General features: G+C 50.4%; 15 protein-coding genes and 1 pseudogene. 7 read left to right on the forward strand and 9 right to left on the reverse strand.

Annotated elements, in window-relative coordinates:
* Positions 1-53: 53 nt before the first annotated feature.
* Genes ACS5NO_RS23355 through modA form a run of 3 tightly spaced genes read right to left on the reverse strand, consistent with a single transcriptional unit; the run spans position 54 to position 2,319 of the window.
* On the reverse strand, positions 54-929 hold the full coding sequence (locus ACS5NO_RS23355) for a sulfate/molybdate ABC transporter ATP-binding protein (protein ID WP_439417372.1): 876 nt from the start codon (positions 927-929) through the stop codon (positions 54-56).
* Positions 914-1,585, reverse strand: a complete 672-nt coding sequence (modB, locus tag ACS5NO_RS23360; protein WP_439417373.1) for a molybdate ABC transporter permease subunit — start codon at positions 1,583-1,585, stop codon at positions 914-916. The genes ACS5NO_RS23355 and modB overlap by 16 nt, the downstream gene beginning before the upstream one ends.
* The gene (modA, locus tag ACS5NO_RS23365) at positions 1,582-2,319 is read right to left on the reverse strand and encodes a molybdate ABC transporter substrate-binding protein (RefSeq protein WP_439417374.1); all 738 of its coding nucleotides are present in this window, start codon (positions 2,317-2,319) and stop codon (positions 1,582-1,584) included. The genes modB and modA overlap by 4 nt, the downstream gene beginning before the upstream one ends.
* A gap of 86 nt (positions 2,320-2,405) precedes the next feature.
* Between modA and ACS5NO_RS23370 the strand changes: the two genes are divergently transcribed.
* The 4 genes and pseudogenes from ACS5NO_RS23370 (at position 2,406) to ACS5NO_RS23385 (ending at position 6,649) form a co-directional block, all read left to right on the forward strand.
* Positions 2,406-2,957 carry a hypothetical protein gene (locus ACS5NO_RS23370; RefSeq protein WP_439417375.1) on the forward strand — a complete coding sequence of 184 codons (552 nt, stop codon included), beginning with the start codon at positions 2,406-2,408 and terminating at the stop codon, positions 2,955-2,957.
* A 65-nt stretch (positions 2,958-3,022) separates the two neighbouring features.
* A complete protein-coding gene (locus ACS5NO_RS23375) occupies positions 3,023-3,631 on the forward strand; it encodes a Uma2 family endonuclease (RefSeq protein ID WP_439417376.1) in 609 nt (202 codons plus the stop codon).
* Positions 3,632-3,652: 21 nt separating this feature from the next.
* Positions 3,653-4,495, forward strand: a pseudogene (locus tag ACS5NO_RS23380) (leucine-rich repeat domain-containing protein); the annotation flags it as partial.
* A 6-nt stretch (positions 4,496-4,501) separates the two neighbouring features.
* A complete protein-coding gene (locus ACS5NO_RS23385) occupies positions 4,502-6,649 on the forward strand; it encodes a COR domain-containing protein (RefSeq protein WP_439417718.1) in 2,148 nt (715 codons plus the stop codon).
* Between the two features lie 10 nt (positions 6,650-6,659).
* Here the strand turns inward: ACS5NO_RS23385 and ACS5NO_RS23390 are convergent, their stop codons facing one another.
* From ACS5NO_RS23390 to ACS5NO_RS23410, 5 genes are all read right to left on the reverse strand, one after another.
* Entirely contained in the window at positions 6,660-6,863 is a 204-nt protein-coding gene (locus tag ACS5NO_RS23390; RefSeq protein ID WP_124907399.1) for a hypothetical protein, read from the reverse strand.
* A gap of 243 nt (positions 6,864-7,106) precedes the next feature.
* The gene (locus tag ACS5NO_RS23395; RefSeq protein WP_439417377.1) at positions 7,107-8,159 is read right to left on the reverse strand and encodes a sugar phosphate isomerase/epimerase family protein; all 1,053 of its coding nucleotides are present in this window, start codon (positions 8,157-8,159) and stop codon (positions 7,107-7,109) included.
* A gap of 47 nt (positions 8,160-8,206) precedes the next feature.
* Positions 8,207-8,581, reverse strand: coding sequence for a four helix bundle protein (locus tag ACS5NO_RS23400; RefSeq protein WP_439417378.1), 375 nt, complete (start codon positions 8,579-8,581; stop codon positions 8,207-8,209).
* Between the two features lie 43 nt (positions 8,582-8,624).
* Positions 8,625-9,773, reverse strand: a complete 1,149-nt coding sequence (locus ACS5NO_RS23405; protein ID WP_439417379.1) for a Gfo/Idh/MocA family protein — start codon at positions 9,771-9,773, stop codon at positions 8,625-8,627.
* Positions 9,774-9,925: 152 nt separating this feature from the next.
* Positions 9,926-11,062: a Gfo/Idh/MocA family protein gene (locus ACS5NO_RS23410; RefSeq protein ID WP_439417719.1), complete on the reverse strand. Its 1,137-nt coding sequence runs from the start codon at positions 11,060-11,062 to the stop codon at positions 9,926-9,928.
* Between the two features lie 268 nt (positions 11,063-11,330).
* Here ACS5NO_RS23410 and ACS5NO_RS23415 point away from each other — a divergent pair, with 268 nt between their 5' ends.
* The 3 genes from ACS5NO_RS23415 (at position 11,331) to ACS5NO_RS23425 (ending at position 15,439) form a co-directional block, all read left to right on the forward strand.
* On the forward strand, positions 11,331-12,563 hold the full coding sequence (locus tag ACS5NO_RS23415; protein WP_225309382.1) for an MFS transporter: 1,233 nt from the start codon (positions 11,331-11,333) through the stop codon (positions 12,561-12,563).
* A 212-nt stretch (positions 12,564-12,775) separates the two neighbouring features.
* Positions 12,776-13,021: a hypothetical protein gene (locus ACS5NO_RS23420; protein WP_439417380.1), complete on the forward strand. Its 246-nt coding sequence runs from the start codon at positions 12,776-12,778 to the stop codon at positions 13,019-13,021.
* Positions 13,022-13,171: 150 nt separating this feature from the next.
* Positions 13,172-15,439, forward strand: a complete 2,268-nt coding sequence (locus ACS5NO_RS23425) for an NADP-dependent malic enzyme (RefSeq protein WP_439417381.1) — start codon at positions 13,172-13,174, stop codon at positions 15,437-15,439.
* Positions 15,440-15,535: 96 nt separating this feature from the next.
* Here the strand turns inward: ACS5NO_RS23425 and ACS5NO_RS23430 are convergent, their stop codons facing one another.
* Positions 15,536-16,030 (reverse strand): DUF4385 domain-containing protein, encoded by a 495-nt coding sequence (locus ACS5NO_RS23430; protein ID WP_439417382.1) that lies wholly within the window; start codon positions 16,028-16,030, stop codon positions 15,536-15,538.
* Positions 16,031-16,036 lie beyond the last annotated feature (6 nt).

A 16,036-nucleotide genomic window follows, 5' to 3' on the forward strand; every position in this document is an offset into this window, starting at 1 on the left:
AAAGATCCCCGTACATTTCGGGGATTTTTCTTTTTAGGGCTATTCAGCTTTCTTTAGTCGGCTCTTCGGGTCAGCGTTTGGGGATTGATGTCTACGACTATAGTTTCTCCAATCTGCCATTGCTGCGTCCCTGAAGGCACATTGAGTACGACAAGGTTGTCTGTCAACCGAATCCGAAGCTGCGTTGTCGTCTCCTCAACCTGAACCTCCTGTATGGTACCCATAATGGGAACAGGCGTTATTTTTCCTGCAACTGAAGGGCTTCCAATATCCGTCACCTTTCCCTGGTTCAATTCCAGGATGCGGTCGGCAACCCGTTGAATTTCGTCCTGATGGTGACTCACCAGGACCGTTGTTGTGCCAAACTGCCGGTGTAATCGAACCAGTTCGTTGAGCAATTGCTGCCGGGTTTCGTAGTCCAGGGCCGAAAAGGGTTCGTCCAGTAACAAGACGTCCGGCCGACGCGCCAAAGCCCGGATCAACGCCACCCGCTGGCGTTGCCCCCCCGAGAGGGTTGCCGGTTTGCGATCGGCCAGATTAACCAGATTGACCAGTGACAATAGCTCATCCACCAGTGAATCCCGGCGATTTTCGGCCGCAAACTCAACGTTTTGTCGGACAGTCATGTTGGGAAATAGCGCAGCATCCTGAAACACCATGCCGACTTTCCGTTGTTGCACCGGCAACTGAATCCGTTCCGCCGTATCGAGCCAGATCCGGTCGCCCACCCGGATCAGACCGCTTTCCGGCATTGTCAGACCCGCCAGAATCCGCAGGAGTGTCGTTTTTCCCGAACCCGAAGGGCCACACAAACCGGTCAGGCTCCCGGTCGTCAGCTTAAAATCGACATCGAACAGAGCCGGACCGGTGGCAAACAACAAATTCATCCGGGCCTGTAGATGGAGCATCGGCATCAGAATATTACCCATTTTTTGTTTATTGCGTAAACTGTCAGCAGAATACCGAAGGAGATGACCAGCAGCAACAAGGCGTAGGCATTGGCCGCTCCGTAATGCAGTAATTCGACTTCGTCGTAAATCGCCACGGAAGCCACGCGGGTTTGTCCGGGCAGATTGCCTCCAATCATCAGCACCAGGCCAAACTCACCGATGGTGTGAGCGAAAGACAATACCAGGCCCGTTAGCAGCGACGGTTTGATGTTGGGCAGCAAGACACGGAAGAAGGTTTCCCGGCGGGATTTCCCGAGCGTATACGACGCTTCCCGCAACGACGCCGGCAGATTTTCCAAACCGGCCTGTACGGGGTGAACCATGAACGGCAGGCTGTAAAAAATGGATGCCACCACCAGCCCTTCAAACGTAAACAACAACCGCAGATCGAACCAGGCAAGCAATTTTTCGCCCAGAAAACCGGTCGGATTAAAGGCCAGCAAAAAGTAAAAACCGAGTACGGAGGGCGGCAACACGAGCGGTAAACTGATGATGGCTTCGACCACCGGTTTGAAACGGAAGCGGGTGAAGGCCAGCCAACCCGCCAGTGGAATCCCCACCAGCAGCAACAAAAGCGTTGTGGTGGTGGCCAGGCGAAACGTAAGCAGCAGGGGTTGCCAGTCGAAATCAGTCATCGGCGGGAAGGCAGTTGGTAGCCGTATTGTTGGAAAATAGCCCGTGCTTCCGGCGAAAATAAATAGTCATAAAATTTCTGCGAACCGGCGGTGGCTTTTTTGAGCAAAACCACGCCCTGCGCAATGGGTTTTGCCCCTTTCACATCCGCCCAGCGGCCTTTGCCCCGCAAAACCGGCTCCAGCACCACCGATTTTGCCGTAAACCCCGCATCGACCGCACCCGAAACCAGGTATTGGTTGACCTGTGAAATGCTTTCTCCGTAGACGATTTTAGATTGTAAGCTTTTCAGCAGGTTCTGCTGGGTCAGTGTGTTTACGGCCATGGCCCCATAGGGAGCGGTTTTGGGGTTGGCAATGGCAATCTTCGTAATGCGTTTGTTGGCCAGAACGGCCAGTCCTTGGGCGGGATCGATGTCGGCCCGCGTCCAAAGCACCAGCAAGCCATAGGCATACGTTGTCGGTTTCGCCTGCGCCAGCCCGGCCCGAAAAACCAGTTCGGGATAGTGGAGATCAGCCGACAGAAAAACGTCGAACGGGGCGCCATTCTGAATCTGGGCCGTGAGCTTCCCCGATGAGTTGACGATGGATTCGATCGTCAGACCGGTTTTGGTTTCAAAACCCGCTTTCAGTTTTTCCATGACAAACTGCGCATTGGCCGCCACCGCCACCCGGATTTTCTGGGCAGTAGCCGGGAGTGTCAATACAATAAAAAGCAGGATCAACCGGTGGCGCATGAACGATCGTTATAGTCTGGCAAATATAACGAGTTATTGGAAATATGAGCGGGAATAAGTAGGTTTATATTCCTTACAAAACAACCATGAAACATCTTTTATTTTTACTCGCAGGGTGTCTTTTTAGCTTCAGCGGCCAGGCGCAGAAACAACTGGAATGGGTTGGAAAACCGAATCCGGCATGGAAGGCGGAGGTAGTCAGCCTGCATCAGAAAGGAAGCTGGTTAACGGGTGCTGGCCTTACGGTTTTGGGCACGACCGCCAAAGTCGGTTATTTTGCCGCCAACCGGTGGTGGATTGGGGCAGAGGGAGAATTGCACAATTTGTTATCGACCCGTCTGGAAGGCGGTTTATTCGCCCGGTATTACCTTTGGAATAGCTCGCTCCTGAGCGGTTTTGCACTGGGTGGCGTATCCTACGGTCGGTTTCAGGGATGGGATTGGGACATTGACTTCGAAACGCCCGGTTCGCCAACGCGGTATTCCAGCGCCAAATTGAATGCCGGACTAGGTCTGGAAATGACGCTTTCCCGGCGGTTGGCGCTTGAAGGCGTCGGGAAGGTGGGCAAACTCACCGATGCGGGCTGGTTTCAACCCAGTGTTCAGATGTCGCTCAATGTGTATTTAGGTCGGCGGTAGAGCCCATCTGGCTTGAAAGTGCCGATTAAAATACGTAGTATTGATTTTATTGGATGAATAAGCGCATGGCAATACCCATTGTCTTCGAGGAGCCCAAACGCCGGAAACGCGTTCCCTCCTATCTGGTTTACGAAACACTCAACGGAAAGCCTCTGTATTACAAAGGCTACAAGGACGTTTTGTCAGGCAAGAAAACAGCCGCCGAGATTATGGGAAGCAGTTCGTTGCAAGCGGCCATTGTGACTGCTATTGTCATGTTTATAGGTCGTACGATCAATCGGAAAAGATATTTAGTCGTTTCAAATGAATCCGGCCTTCATGTCGATCATGGGAGTAATTTTTCGAATGATGTAGCCATTTTTGAAAAAGAAGGGCTCATTCTGACAAATAAATATTTCGATGTACCGCCTAAAGTTGCCATTGAAGTTGATGTACAGATTGATCTGGAGAATTTTTCGGCCCGTGAACAGAGCTACATTTACGCAAAAACCGAGCGGCTTCTCGACTTCGGCGTTGAACGGGTAATCTGGATTACGACTCAACCTCAAAAGATACTGAGTGCCAATCGCACTGGCGACTGGATTACCCACAATTGGGATATCGATGTTCCGGTACTGGATGATTGTGTACTGAATCTGGCGGAATTGCTGCGGGAGGAAGGGATTGGCTTATAACGCTTACGGTTTCTTCTTTTTATGACTCCCCCCGAAGCCCTACAACGCATTAATGAATGCAAAGCGAAGCGGGCAACCAGCCTGTATCTAAACGGACTGGACCTAAAGGAAATTCCGGCAGAAGTTTCCAATTTGAACTGGTTGACGGAATTGTACCTCGATTCGAATCAGATCAGTGAAATCAAAGGCCTTGAAAAACTCACCAACCTCACAAAATTATACCTCTCTAATAATCAATTAAAGGAAATCACAAGCCTTGAGACCCTTACTAACCTGACGGTATTGTACCTCTCTTCCAACCAACTTACGGAAATCAAAGGCCTCGAAAAACTCACTAACCTAATATTGTTGGACCTCCAATCGAATCAAATTGCGGAGATTAAAGGCCTCGAAATGCTCACCAACCTGATAGCGTTAGCACTTGGAGAGAATCAAATTGTTGAAATCAAAGGCATTGATACGCTTACCGGCCTGACGTTATTGTCTCTACCTCAAAATAAACTAACTGAAATCAAAGGCCTTGAAACGCTCATCAACCTGACGATATTGTATCTCTATTTAAATCAACTAACTGAAATCAAAGGCCTTGAAACGCTCACCAACCTGACAAAACTGTCACTATGGCACAATAAAATAACTGAAATTAAAGGCCTCGAACCACTTACCAAACTTGAAAAATTAGACCTCTCTCATAATCAAATTACGGAAATCAGCGGTTTAGAAGCTTTTACCAACCTGACGGAATTGAATCTCTCAAAGAATCAACTGACAGAAATTAAAGGGCTAAGCATAAAACAACTGGAAAAAATGACTACCCTTAAGTTAAATGAAAATCCAATTCAGGGAGTTTCATTAAGTGACTTTTCAGACTTGCAAGGAATAATTGGTTATCTCAAAAGTAAAGAAACCGATAAGTTGGTTAAAAACCGTCGTTTAAAGGTCAATATTCTGGGCAATGGCCGGATCGGGAAAACGCAGTTGTTGAATTTTTTTGAAGATCAGACCTTTCAAGAGGATGACCTGCCAACCCACGGAACAAATCAGGTGGCCTATGCGATACCCAACAGCGCCTACCGGGCCAAAGTCTGGGATTTCGGCGGGCAATCCTATCACCACGGTTTCCATTACCTGTTCCTGCGTCGCTCCGACTTTTACCTGGTGGTCTGGCGCAACAGTCACGTACAGCCATCCGACTACGGTTACTGGCTCGGTACAGCCCGGGCCTTTGCGCCGGAGTCGCCACTCCTGCTGCTGCAAAACTGCTGGGTAACGAAAAGCGAGCAATACCGCCAAAATATTCCCGACGACCGTCAGCCCGACGAAGTGGCTTATCCCGCCAGCGAGCGGCTGCAACGGTACGGGCTTGGCTGGTCGGATGTATTTGCCTTCGATGTCCGGCAACTCCCAAAGCCGGGTGCCCGCGAAACGTATTTTTTGACCGAACTGCACCACCGGATGCGGTTGCACGCCGACTCGTTTGGCGACATTTCTGAAAAATGGGTGAACGTCGCGGAGCGATTGGAAACAGAACCGTTGGATGCCATTTACCAGAAAAAAACCGCCTTTCAGAAAAAATATGCAGCCGATTTTGACGAACCGGCCTTCGAGGGGCTGCTCAACTTCCTGGAATTTACTGGAACAATTCTGTATTTCAGAGACCGTCCGCTGTTAAAGAACTATGTTTTTGCGAACCCGCCCCGGTTATCCGAATGGATTTTTCAGTTGGTTCGTGACAAATCCTATCCGCAACAGCAAACCGGAAAAATCAGCCGAAAAGAACTCCAGAAGGTACACCGGAAAGAAAAAACCGATGTCTTTTTTGCGTTGATGGACGAATTTCGACTGATTTTCGAGCAACATCACCGTGATGAACACGACGACCCAACGGATCAGTATTACATCATTCCGCAATTTCTACCCGAATACAAACATAGTTTCAAGCAGGTTTTGCTCGAATTATTGCCGTTTACGTTCAGTCTCCAGTTTCCGGATTTCATTCACGAGGGCCGGATTTTTCAGTTCATAGCCTCTTATGGAAAATACGCCAAAGACAACACCGGCTACTGGAAATACGGTTTATTGTTTGGGTATGAAACCAACCGGCAGCACCCCGGTAAAACACCCGAACAGCGGGACCAGGATACGTTGCAGGTGTTGGTCTATTACCTGGATGAACTCCGGCAGTTGATGGTACACATCGAAGACGGCAAAGGCCGCAGTGAAGTGGCTCGGGAAATATTCGATTATTTTGTTTTTGATTTCCAACCGTCCCAACCCGAAGATGAACCGACGAAAAAACCGGGTATAAAACGAAAAACCGAACCAGAAGCCGAAGAGCTGGATAAAAAGCGGTTTCTATCCCATCTTACCCGCCGAAACCGGGACGCGAAAGAACTGAAAACCGTCGTGTATCTTTCGACCAGTCGGCCTTACTTCATGGATGTGGCCGACACCATGCAGAATATCGAAGCCAAAAACTATTTCGGTACCTGCGTCGAAACCCGAAAACGAATCCCACTAAATTTTATGGCTATCAATCTGCTTTCAAAAGACGACAACCGAAAACTTCGGATTTTCTTTTCGTATTCTCACAAAGACGAAGTATACCGCAAGGAACTGGATGTACACATGGCCATGCTCAAACGTTCCGGACGGATCGAAACGTGGTATGATCGGGAAATAAAAGCGGGTGAAGAATGGAATGATAAAATTAAAGAGCAACTTGAATTAGCCGATATTGCTCTACTCATGATCAGTGCGGATTTTTTGAATTCCGATTACATCTGGGAACAGGAACTGGGGATTCTGCGAAAACGGCTGGAACAAAAAGACGGTATTGTTGTCATCCCCATTTTTACCCGTCCCTGTGATACAACTGACTTTGACATGATGCGTTTTCAGGGCGGACAACGGGATCACCAAAGCCGATTGCCCTGGATTTCTTCCAGTTCAGATAAAGATGAGGTCTATTCCGGTATTGTGAGTGAAATCCGAAAAACCATCAACTCAATGCGATAACCGCAAGCCCTTAACTCCCCGGATTAAACCGGGCCGCATCAATAATCGACCACAGGTGAATCAGCCAGCCGAGCAGAAAAAACCAGAGGACACCGGCCAGCACAAACTGAATGATTGCCATCAGCAACCGCCCTTGCAGCAACTGACCTAAACCGGGAATGAAGAAACTACAGAGAGCAGCCAGCACGTTGCCGCCCGATCCTTGACCTGCCATTGTTTTTGAGCGTTTAAAGTACGATTTCCACCGAAAAGTAGTGTGGTGGCGGATCAATCCGTTCGGTTTATGACAAACGGTGATTCCTGTCCTTTAAACTGCCAAAAGCCGGGTCCGGTTTTGAAAACTTCGCATCCGTTTCGTTCCGGCAGGGCCATTAACCGCCATTCTGAGATGACGATAAAAAAAACCTGCAAGGTCAAAAAAGACCTTACAGGTTTCGGAGCGGTTTCAAACCAGACTTTATAAGCCCAGTAATTTTTTGTTAAATTCCTCATCAGCGCCCGTTCCGGCGAAGTCGTCGAAGGCGCGTTCGGTGACGCGGATGATGTGACTTTCGATAAACGGTGCGCCTTCAGCCGCGCCCTGCTCGGGGTGTTTGATGGCACACTCCCACTCCAGAACCGCCCAGCCGTCGTAGTCATACTGCGACAGTTTGCTGAAAATCCCGGAGAAGTCGACCTGACCGTCGCCCAGCGAGCGGAACCGTCCGGCCCGTTCAACCCAGCCCTGGTAGCCGCTGTAAACGCCCTGTTTCCCCGTCGGATTGAACTCGGCATCCTTGACATGGAAGGCGAAAATCCGGTCATGGTAGAAGTCGATGAATTGCAGGTAATCCAGTTGCTGCAGCAAAAAGTGGCTCGGGTCGTAGTTGATTCCCGCGCGTGGGTGACCGCCCACGAAGTCGAGGAACGTCTCGAACGTCACGCCATCGTGCAGATCTTCACCGGGGTGCAATTCGTAGCCAACATTTACGCCGGACTCATCGAACGCATCCAGAATGGGCTTCCAGCGGTTTCCGAGTTCCTGGAAAGCCGTGGTGACCAAACCCTGCGGACGTTGTGGCCACGGATACATGTACGGCCACAGCAGCGCGCCCGAGAATGTTACGTGCGAGGTCAGGCCGAGGTTCTGGCTGGCTTTGGCCGCCCACTTCAGTTGCTGCACCGCCCATTCCTGCTGTTCTTTCGGTTTGCCCGCCAGTTCGGCCGGACCAAAACCGTCGAACATCGATGCATAGGCTGGATGAACTGCCACCAGTTGCCCCTGCAAGTGGGTTGACAGTTCGGTAATTTCCACACCGATGTCTTTCAGTTTGCCCTTCAGCTCATCGCAATAGGTGGTGCTTTCGGCGGCTTTTTTCAAGTCAATCACCCGGGGGTCCCAGGTCGGTAGCTGAATGCCTTTGTAACCCAGATCCGCCATATATTGGGCAATGGAATCCAATGAATTAAACGGGGCGGCATCACCCAGAAACTGCGCCAGAAAAACGGCGGGTCCTTTGATGGTTTTCATGATAATTGAGTGAGTTAGTGATTGAGTGATTGAGCGAAGAATATTCGTTATTTTTTGACACTGTTCCTGGATTTGGAAAGCATCTTCACTAGTTGAACTCCTTCACTTAGCAAATCACTTAACCGGATTTCTGTTACAATTTCGGTATCAATTAAAGTTTCAAGCCAAAAGAGCGATTCGTCTAATTCTTCAACAACAATGCTGATTTTAGCGAAAAACTCATTTTGACTTCGGGCTCTTCGCACCGCCCGATAATTGGCGGCTGACGAAGATGAACTTCGTAGAAGTTGTTTCCCAAAATGTTGTGCTTCAAACGAATCAGGCAATGAGCGAAAAACCTGAACACATCGTAACATGAATCCCTTCAGGCGTTTTTCTACACTATCTGCAAATTCGCCTTTATCAATCCGAATCGGCTCCATGTTCTGGCGGGACGGTTTTTCACTCAATCACTCATTCGCACATTCACTCAATGGTTACCCACGCCTGTTTCTTGTTCGATTCCAGAATCTTCTCGCAGATCAGCAGTTCGCGGTAACCATCGGCGAAGGTGGGGTACGTTGGATTTTCGGGCTGTTTGCCAGCGGCAACGGCTTCGTAGACTTCCTTGAACATCTGCTTCGAGGTGTCGGGAAAACCTTCGTTGTGACCGCCGGGGAACGAAATCACCGAGCGTGCTTCGGAATACATCAGCGACGGGTCGCGCATCAGGCTTTCGTTGTAGCCGTCGCGGTTTCCGATCCACATTTCGTTCGGCGCTTCGGAGTTCCAGGCAAACGTTTTTTTCGAACCAGCAATCTCCAGTTTCATCTGGTTTTTGCGACCCGCCGAGACCTGCGAAACCGTAATAACCCCCTTGTTACCGTTGTCGAACCGCAGCAACACGTTGGCGTGGTCTTCGGTATTGATGGGCACATCGGCGTAATCTTCCGGTTGCAGCATCTTGCCCGAATACGTTTCCACGGCTTTGAGCGGTTTTTTCCGGGTTTTGTGAATGGTATTGAAATCGGCCAGAACGGCCACGGTTTTCAGTCCGGTGATGTATTCCAGGATGTCCATCAGGTGGGAGCCGATGTCGGCAATGGCCCGCGAGTCGCCCGACTTATCGGGTTCGAGCCGCCAGTTGTAATCCGTTTCGTAAAACAGCCAGTCCTGCAAATACGACCCAATCACGGAATACACTTCGCCCAGATCGCCTTTCTCCCGCATCACCCGCATTTGGCGGGCCAGTGGGTAATACCGCAAATTGAAGTGAACGGCATTCACCAGGCCGGTTTTGGCCGCCAGTTCTACCAGTTCCTCGGCTTCTTTCAAATCTTTGGCCAGCGGTTTTTCGCAAACCACGTGTTTCCCTGCTTCCAGGGCGGCTTTCGATTGCGAATAGTGCAGGAAGTTGGGCGTACAGATGTGAATACACTGGATGTCGTCCTGTTTCAGCAATTCGTCAAAGGTGTAGGAACGGGCAATCCCCAGCGCGTCGGCTTTCTGTTTGGCCAGTTCGGCGGTGACTTCGCAAAGCGCGGCTACTTCGACGTTCGGAAGCCGACGCAGGGCTTCAATATGAGCCGGACCAATAAAGCCCGTACCAACTACACCAACTTTGATTTTTTCCATTTTTGAGAGTTAAAGAATGTATTTAGAGTTAAAAAAGAACACCGTGCAGGTTATTACACAGAGTTAATCAGAGAACATCAGAGGAAATCAAAGTTTCTCTGTTTACCTCTGATGTTCTCTGATTAACTCTGTGTAATAACATTTTCAATTTCTCATTCCACGAATTTCGTCCACTTTTCATTGGACTGGTTCGACTGGAGCACGGTTTCGATAAAAGCCAGCCCGCGAATGCCGTCTTCGGCAGAGGGGAAATCGGCGTAGATCGGGTCGGGTTCCTTGCCTTCCAGGACACTCCGGAGCGTGACGGCGAAATTGCGGTACAGATTGGCAAACGCTTCGAAAAAGCCCTCGGGGTGACCAGACGGAACCCGGATGTGCGCCTTCGCGGCTGCGGATAATTCGCCGACGGCCGGGCGGAAAACCCGCTGACCTTCCTGCGTTTTGTAAATCAGTGTGTTCGGCTCCATCTGCCGCCATTCCAGGCCACCGAGTTCGCCATAAATCCGGATGCTCAGCGCATTTTCTTCGCCGTTGGCAATCTGGCTGGCGTGCAGAACTCCTTTGACACCGTCTTCAAACCGCAGCAGTACGTTGCCGTCGTCGTCCAGCTTCCGACCCTCTACGAAGATCGTCAGGTCGGCACACAATTCAGTGATTTTCAGACCGGTAATGTATTCCGCCAGGTTCTCCGCGTGCGTACCGATGTCGCCCATACAACCAGCCGCGCCCGACTGGGCCGGGTCGGTCCGCCAGATAGCCTGTTTGTAGGAGGTCGCTTCTTCCAGCTTCGAAAGCCAGCCCTGGGGGTATTCCACCACGACTTTGCGGAGTTTGCCCAGTTTGCCGCTCCGCACCATCTCGCGCGCTTCTTTCACCATCGGATAGCCGGTGTAATTGTGCGTCAGGCAAAACAGTTTGCCGGTTTCTTTCACAATCTGAGCCAGTTCCCGAGCTTCTGCCAGGTTGAGCGTCATCGGTTTATCGCAAACCACGTGAAAACCGTTTTCAAGAGCCAGTTTTGCGGGTGGAAAGTGCATGTGGTTAGGGGTCACGATCGACACAAAGTCCATCCGTTCGCCTTCCGGCAATTCCTTTTCTTTCAAAATCATTTCCTCAAAACTGCCGTATACACGTTCGTCGGGCAGATAAAGAGCGTAGCCAGTGGCTTTTGATTTTTCCGGATTGGAGCTAAAAGCCCCGCAGACCAGTTCGATTTCGCCGTCGAAAACAGCGGCCCGGCGGTGGACGGCCCCAATGAAAGCTTCCAGGCTTCCGCCAATCATGCCCATCCGAATTTTTCTGTGCGCCATACTATTGTTGAACTGAAGGTTTGATTAGTTTGGTTGATTCTGACCGGATATTTTGGGTCTCTAAACGGGGAAGATTCAGAAAATCAGTTCCTACTACTCCCCGGTTAAAAATCTAAAAATATAAAATCAGAAGAATTTGGCCGGGAAATTAGCAGGTTTACTTATTTTTCGGAAATTTTGTATATTTCCATTCAATAAAACTTAGCTTTAACCACAAATTTTTCAACTAAACCCCTACAATACACTTATGGCGACACTCACGGCGACAATGCCTGTCAACCAGAGCCGACTTTTCAATGCCAGTTGCTTTGCGCTTATCACCACGGCCTTTTCCTTCAGCATCCGGGCCGGGATTCTGCCCCAGTTAGGAACGGAGTTCGGGTTGACAGCCACCCAACTCGGTGTGATCAATTCCATGTTCTTTTTTGGCTTCCCCATTTCAATGATCATTGGGGGTCTGGTTTATCACTCCGTTGGTCCCAAAATTATTATGATGGTGGCCGTGATTGCCCACACCCTGGGTATTCTGCTCACCATTTATTCCGGCGGCTACATCGGTTTGCTGGTCTCCACCTTCTTCATTGGATTCGGGAACGGTTGTACGGAAGCCGCCTGCAACCCCATGATCGCGGACATGTATACCGGATCAAAAATGAACAAAATGCTGAGTCGGTTCCACATGTGGTTTCCGGGCGGAATCGTGTTGGGTAGCTTAATCTCTAAATTCATGACGGATGCCGGCCAACCCTGGCAGGCGCAAATCTGGGTCATCATGATCCCAACGGTTATTTACGCATTCCTGTATTTCGGACAAACTTTCCCGCAACCCCGCGTCGAAGGCGTTACGTCACTCGGCAAAAATTTCGCGGCCATGTTGACGCCCCTGTATATCTTCATCTTCTGCTGCATGGCTTTGACCGCCATCACCGAATTCGGTCCACAGCAATGGGTCGGTTTGATCATGGCCAAAAGCGGTGCCAGCCCGATGTTGATTCTGGCTCTGGTGACGGGTTTGATGGCCATCGGCCGGTTTTTTGCGGGTCCCATCGTTCATAAATTCGACCAAACCGGCGTCTTGTTAGGTTCTGCGGTTTTTGCCACGATCGGTATCTACCTGTTCAGCACCCAAACCGGAACGTCGGCTTACATTGCGGCTGTCTTCTTCGCGATTGGCGTCTGTTATTTCTGGCCAACCATGATCGGCTTTGTCGCTGAAAACATTCCGTTGAGCGGAGCGCTTGGCATGTCCATCGTTGGGGGCGTCGGGATGTTGTCGACTTCCATTTTCCAAACCATCATCGGAGGCTGGATCGATGCTGAACGGGCCGAAAAATCAGCAGCCGGTCTGTCGGGCGATGCCCTGGAACTGGCCGCCGGGCAAGCCACGCTGGTCAAAATGACCACTTTCCCAATCATTTTGATCGTTGCGTTTACCTTGCTTTGGTTCTGGATGCGCAGTCGCAAAAAGAGCCACGCCTAATTTGCAACGGGACGAAAAAAATCCTACATTGATAGTGAAAAACTTCCAGCCTTGATTCGCCGACGGGCTGGAAGTTTTTTTTAGTAATTTTTAGAGAAAAATTGGCATTATTTATTAATTGTTTTTATTTTTGAATCAACTATAAAAAGCACCGATAAATAAGGTATTGACCGTAACACGACGTATTTTCCCTAAACCTTACCCTATCGCCAATGAATCAAGTAACCCAAACCCGTAAATGGCCTACTTTGAAATTATCGCGCTGGCAGATTATTCAGCTTTCGGTACTTTCACTCCTGATTACCGCAATGTCTTTCTGGAGGTTTCAATATGAACAGGTGCTGCCGAGAATTAACCCAGTCCAGATGATGATGATGCAGGAACATGGTGACTTGAATGGTCAGACGTTTGTCAAGAACACGCTGCCCCAGCCCCCGGTTTCTAAAGTCCAACTCTAAATTCTCCGATCCGATTTGACGTAACTTTACTACCTTCTCTGTATATCCGATGACCCGCCAATACAGCGGGTCATTTTTTTAGTTTTATTCTTACCTTAGCGCCCCAACAACGCTTCCGACTACCATCTATCACACTTGACCTTATTGTTTATGGAGAAGAAAATCCGCCGGGAAGATGCCCTCGAATACCACGCCAAGGGCCGTCCGGGCAAAATTGAAGTCATTCCAACCAAAGAGTACAGTACACAACGTGACCTTTCCCTGGCCTACTCCCCGGGCGTAGCAGAACCCTGTCTGGCCATCGCCGAAAACGTCGAAGACGTCTATAAATACACCGCCAAAGGCAATCTGGTGGCCGTAATCAGCAACGGAAGTGCGGTTTTGGGTCTGGGCGACATTGGCCCGGAAGCCGGCAAACCCGTCATGGAAGGCAAAGGGCTGCTGTTCAAGATTTACGCCGATATCGATGTCTTTGACATTGAGCTGAATACTAAAAATGTGGACGAGTTTGTCCGCACCGTTAAAATCCTGGAACCCACATTCGGGGGCGTCAACCTGGAAGATATCAAAGCTCCGGAATGTTTCGAGATTGAAGAGCGGCTCAAAAAAGAGCTGAACATTCCGGTGATGCACGACGACCAGCACGGCACGGCCATCATCTCGGCGGCCGCCTTGCTGAACGCACTGGAAATCATCGGCAAAAAGATCGATGAGGTTAAAATCGTGGTGAACGGGGCCGGAGCCTCCGCCATTTCCTGCTCGAAACTGTACATCGCACTGGGGGCGAAAATCGAAAATTTCGTCATGTGCGACAGCAAGGGTGTCATTCGGGCGGATCGCGCCGACCTCGACGAACGCAAAAGTCTGTTTGTAACCACCCGCGATCTGTACACACTTCAGGAAGCCATGACGGGTGCTGACGTGTTCATCGGTTTGTCGAAAGGCAACGTCGTTACGCAGGATATGGTAAGGTCGATGGCCAAAGACGCGATTGTGTTCGCGATGGCCAACCCGACGCCCGAAATTTCCTATCCCGAAGCAGTAGAAGCCCGTCCGGATATTATCATGGCGACCGGTCGTTCCGATTATCCCAACCAGGTCAACAACGTGCTGGGCTTCCCGTTCATTTTCCGCGGGGCGCTCGACGTTCGGGCCACGGAAATCAATGAAGCGATGAAACTGGCCGCCGTTCACGCCCTGGCCGATCTGGCGAAAAAATCCGTTCCTGATCTGGTCAACCTCGCCTATGGCGAATCCAACCTGATGTTTGGCCGGAAATACATCATTCCCAAACCGGTCGATCCGCGTCTGCTAACCACCGTGGCCCCCGCCGTGGCCCAGGCTGCGATGGATTCAGGCGTGGCCAAACACCCGATTACCGACTGGGATGCCTATGAACAGCAACTGGCGCGTCGTTTGGGTCAGGACAACCAGATTTCACGGGTCATTCTCAACAAGGCGAAGTCGGACCCCAAGCGGGTGGTTTTTGCCGATGCGGAAAATCTGAAAGTACTGAAAGCCGCTCAACAGGTTCGCGATGAAGGCATTGCCTTCCCTATCCTGCTGGGTGAAGTCGATCGGATTCGGGCTCTGATTACTGAAAACAACCTCGATTTAGCCAATGTCCCGATTCTGGACCCCCGCGCTCCGGAGCAGGACGAGCTGATCCAGAAGTTTAGCGAGCTGTATTACGAGAAACGCAAACGCAAGGGCAGCAACGCGATGGAAGCGAAAAAGCAGATGTATTACCGGAATTATTTCGGGGTGATGATGGTGGAAGCAGGTGAAGCGGACGCCGTTATCTCCGGTCTGACGCGCAACTACCCCGACACGATCCGCCCGGCTTTGCAGGTGATTGGAAAAGAAGTCGGCGTGAAAAAAGTGGCCGGAATGTACATTCTGCTCACCAAACGCGGTCCGCTGTTTTTCTCCGACACAACGGTTAACTTTAATCCGACGGTCGAAGAAGTGGTTGAAATCACGGAATTGACGGCCAAAGCCGTCGAACGGTTTAATATCAAACCCCGGATTGCCCTGGTTTCGTACTCCAACTTCGGAAGCGCGAAAGGCGACGATGCCCAGAAAATGAACCAGGCCGTTGAGATTCTGCAACGCAAACACCCGGACCTGATTGTCGATGGGGAGATTCAGGCCCACCTGGCGTTCAATACCGATCTGCTGAAACTCAATCATCCGTTCAGCAAACTGGTGGAAGAAGGCGCCAATACCCTGATTTTCCCGAACCTGTCGGCATCGAACATCGCCTACAACCTCATGACAGAGTCCGCCGGTTTCGACGCCATCGGCCCCATTCTGCTCGGTCTTCGCAAACCGGTTCACGTCCTGCAATTGGGCAGTTCCGAACGCGAAATCGTCAACATGGTTGCCATCGCGGTCGTCGAAGCGCAAGGGAAATGAATTAAGAATTAAGAATTAAGAGTTATGAATTAAGAGTTGGCTGACGCACGCTTCCAATTCGATTTTGTGCGTCAGCCAACTCTTAATTCATAACTCTTAACTTTCTTCCCACTCTTTCCGCATTCGCTGGTAGTCCGGGTCTTCGCGGGCGAGCAGGTATTTTTCGCGGAAGATGGCCGCGCATTCGGCTTTGACCGGATCGACATCGAGTGGTAACTGATCACGGCCGTGGCTTCCGCTGCGGCCTTTTTTATCGTCAGGAACCGGACCATCATATTTCTGACCGGTTCGGTGGTTGGCATAACGCCGGGAACGTGTCACGCCCATTTGCAGGAACTTCCGGGCCATGTCCATGCCAACAAAATCACCATTTTTTTTGTAGTCCAGAAACAGCGCGTAAATCTTGTCCGAAGATTCGCGGGCAATTTCCGGGGTTTTAAACCGCCAATGCGGCAGAATCTCCGATTTATACGGTTCTACCAGCAAAACGCCCTGTTCGCCAATTCCGACGCGGTACAACTCCGGACGCTCGCGCAGGTTCAATTCCTTATAGTTCAAATCGTAATCAAATTTCTTTCGCTCGTTCTTCATGAGGTG

Origin of the sequence: Larkinella fluvii, from assembly GCF_051857545.1 — a bacterium.
Taxonomy (GTDB): domain Bacteria; phylum Bacteroidota; class Bacteroidia; order Cytophagales; family Spirosomataceae; genus Larkinella.

Coding starts and splice junctions, on each gene's coding strand:
- ACS5NO_RS23355 (WP_439417372.1), bottom strand. CDS start 929: ATGGGTAATATTCTGATGCCGATGCTCCATCTACAGGCCCGGATGAAT.
- modB (WP_439417373.1), bottom strand. CDS start 1,585: ATGACTGATTTCGACTGGCAACCCCTGCTGCTTACGTTTCGCCTGGCC.
- modA (WP_439417374.1), bottom strand. CDS start 2,319: ATGCGCCACCGGTTGATCCTGCTTTTTATTGTATTGACACTCCCGGCT.
- ACS5NO_RS23370 (WP_439417375.1), top strand. CDS start 2,406: ATGAAACATCTTTTATTTTTACTCGCAGGGTGTCTTTTTAGCTTCAGC.
- ACS5NO_RS23375 (WP_439417376.1), top strand. CDS start 3,023: ATGGCAATACCCATTGTCTTCGAGGAGCCCAAACGCCGGAAACGCGTT.
- ACS5NO_RS23390 (WP_124907399.1), bottom strand. CDS start 6,863: ATGGCAGGTCAAGGATCGGGCGGCAACGTGCTGGCTGCTCTCTGTAGT.
- ACS5NO_RS23395 (WP_439417377.1), bottom strand. CDS start 8,159: ATGAAAACCATCAAAGGACCCGCCGTTTTTCTGGCGCAGTTTCTGGGT.
- ACS5NO_RS23400 (WP_439417378.1), bottom strand. CDS start 8,581: ATGGAGCCGATTCGGATTGATAAAGGCGAATTTGCAGATAGTGTAGAA.
- ACS5NO_RS23405 (WP_439417379.1), bottom strand. CDS start 9,773: ATGGAAAAAATCAAAGTTGGTGTAGTTGGTACGGGCTTTATTGGTCCG.
- ACS5NO_RS23410 (WP_439417719.1), bottom strand. CDS start 11,062: ATGGGCATGATTGGCGGAAGCCTGGAAGCTTTCATTGGGGCCGTCCAC.
- ACS5NO_RS23415 (WP_225309382.1), top strand. CDS start 11,331: ATGGCGACACTCACGGCGACAATGCCTGTCAACCAGAGCCGACTTTTC.
- ACS5NO_RS23420 (WP_439417380.1), top strand. CDS start 12,776: ATGAATCAAGTAACCCAAACCCGTAAATGGCCTACTTTGAAATTATCG.
- ACS5NO_RS23425 (WP_439417381.1), top strand. CDS start 13,172: ATGGAGAAGAAAATCCGCCGGGAAGATGCCCTCGAATACCACGCCAAG.
- ACS5NO_RS23430 (WP_439417382.1), bottom strand. CDS start 16,030: ATGAAGAACGAGCGAAAGAAATTTGATTACGATTTGAACTATAAGGAA.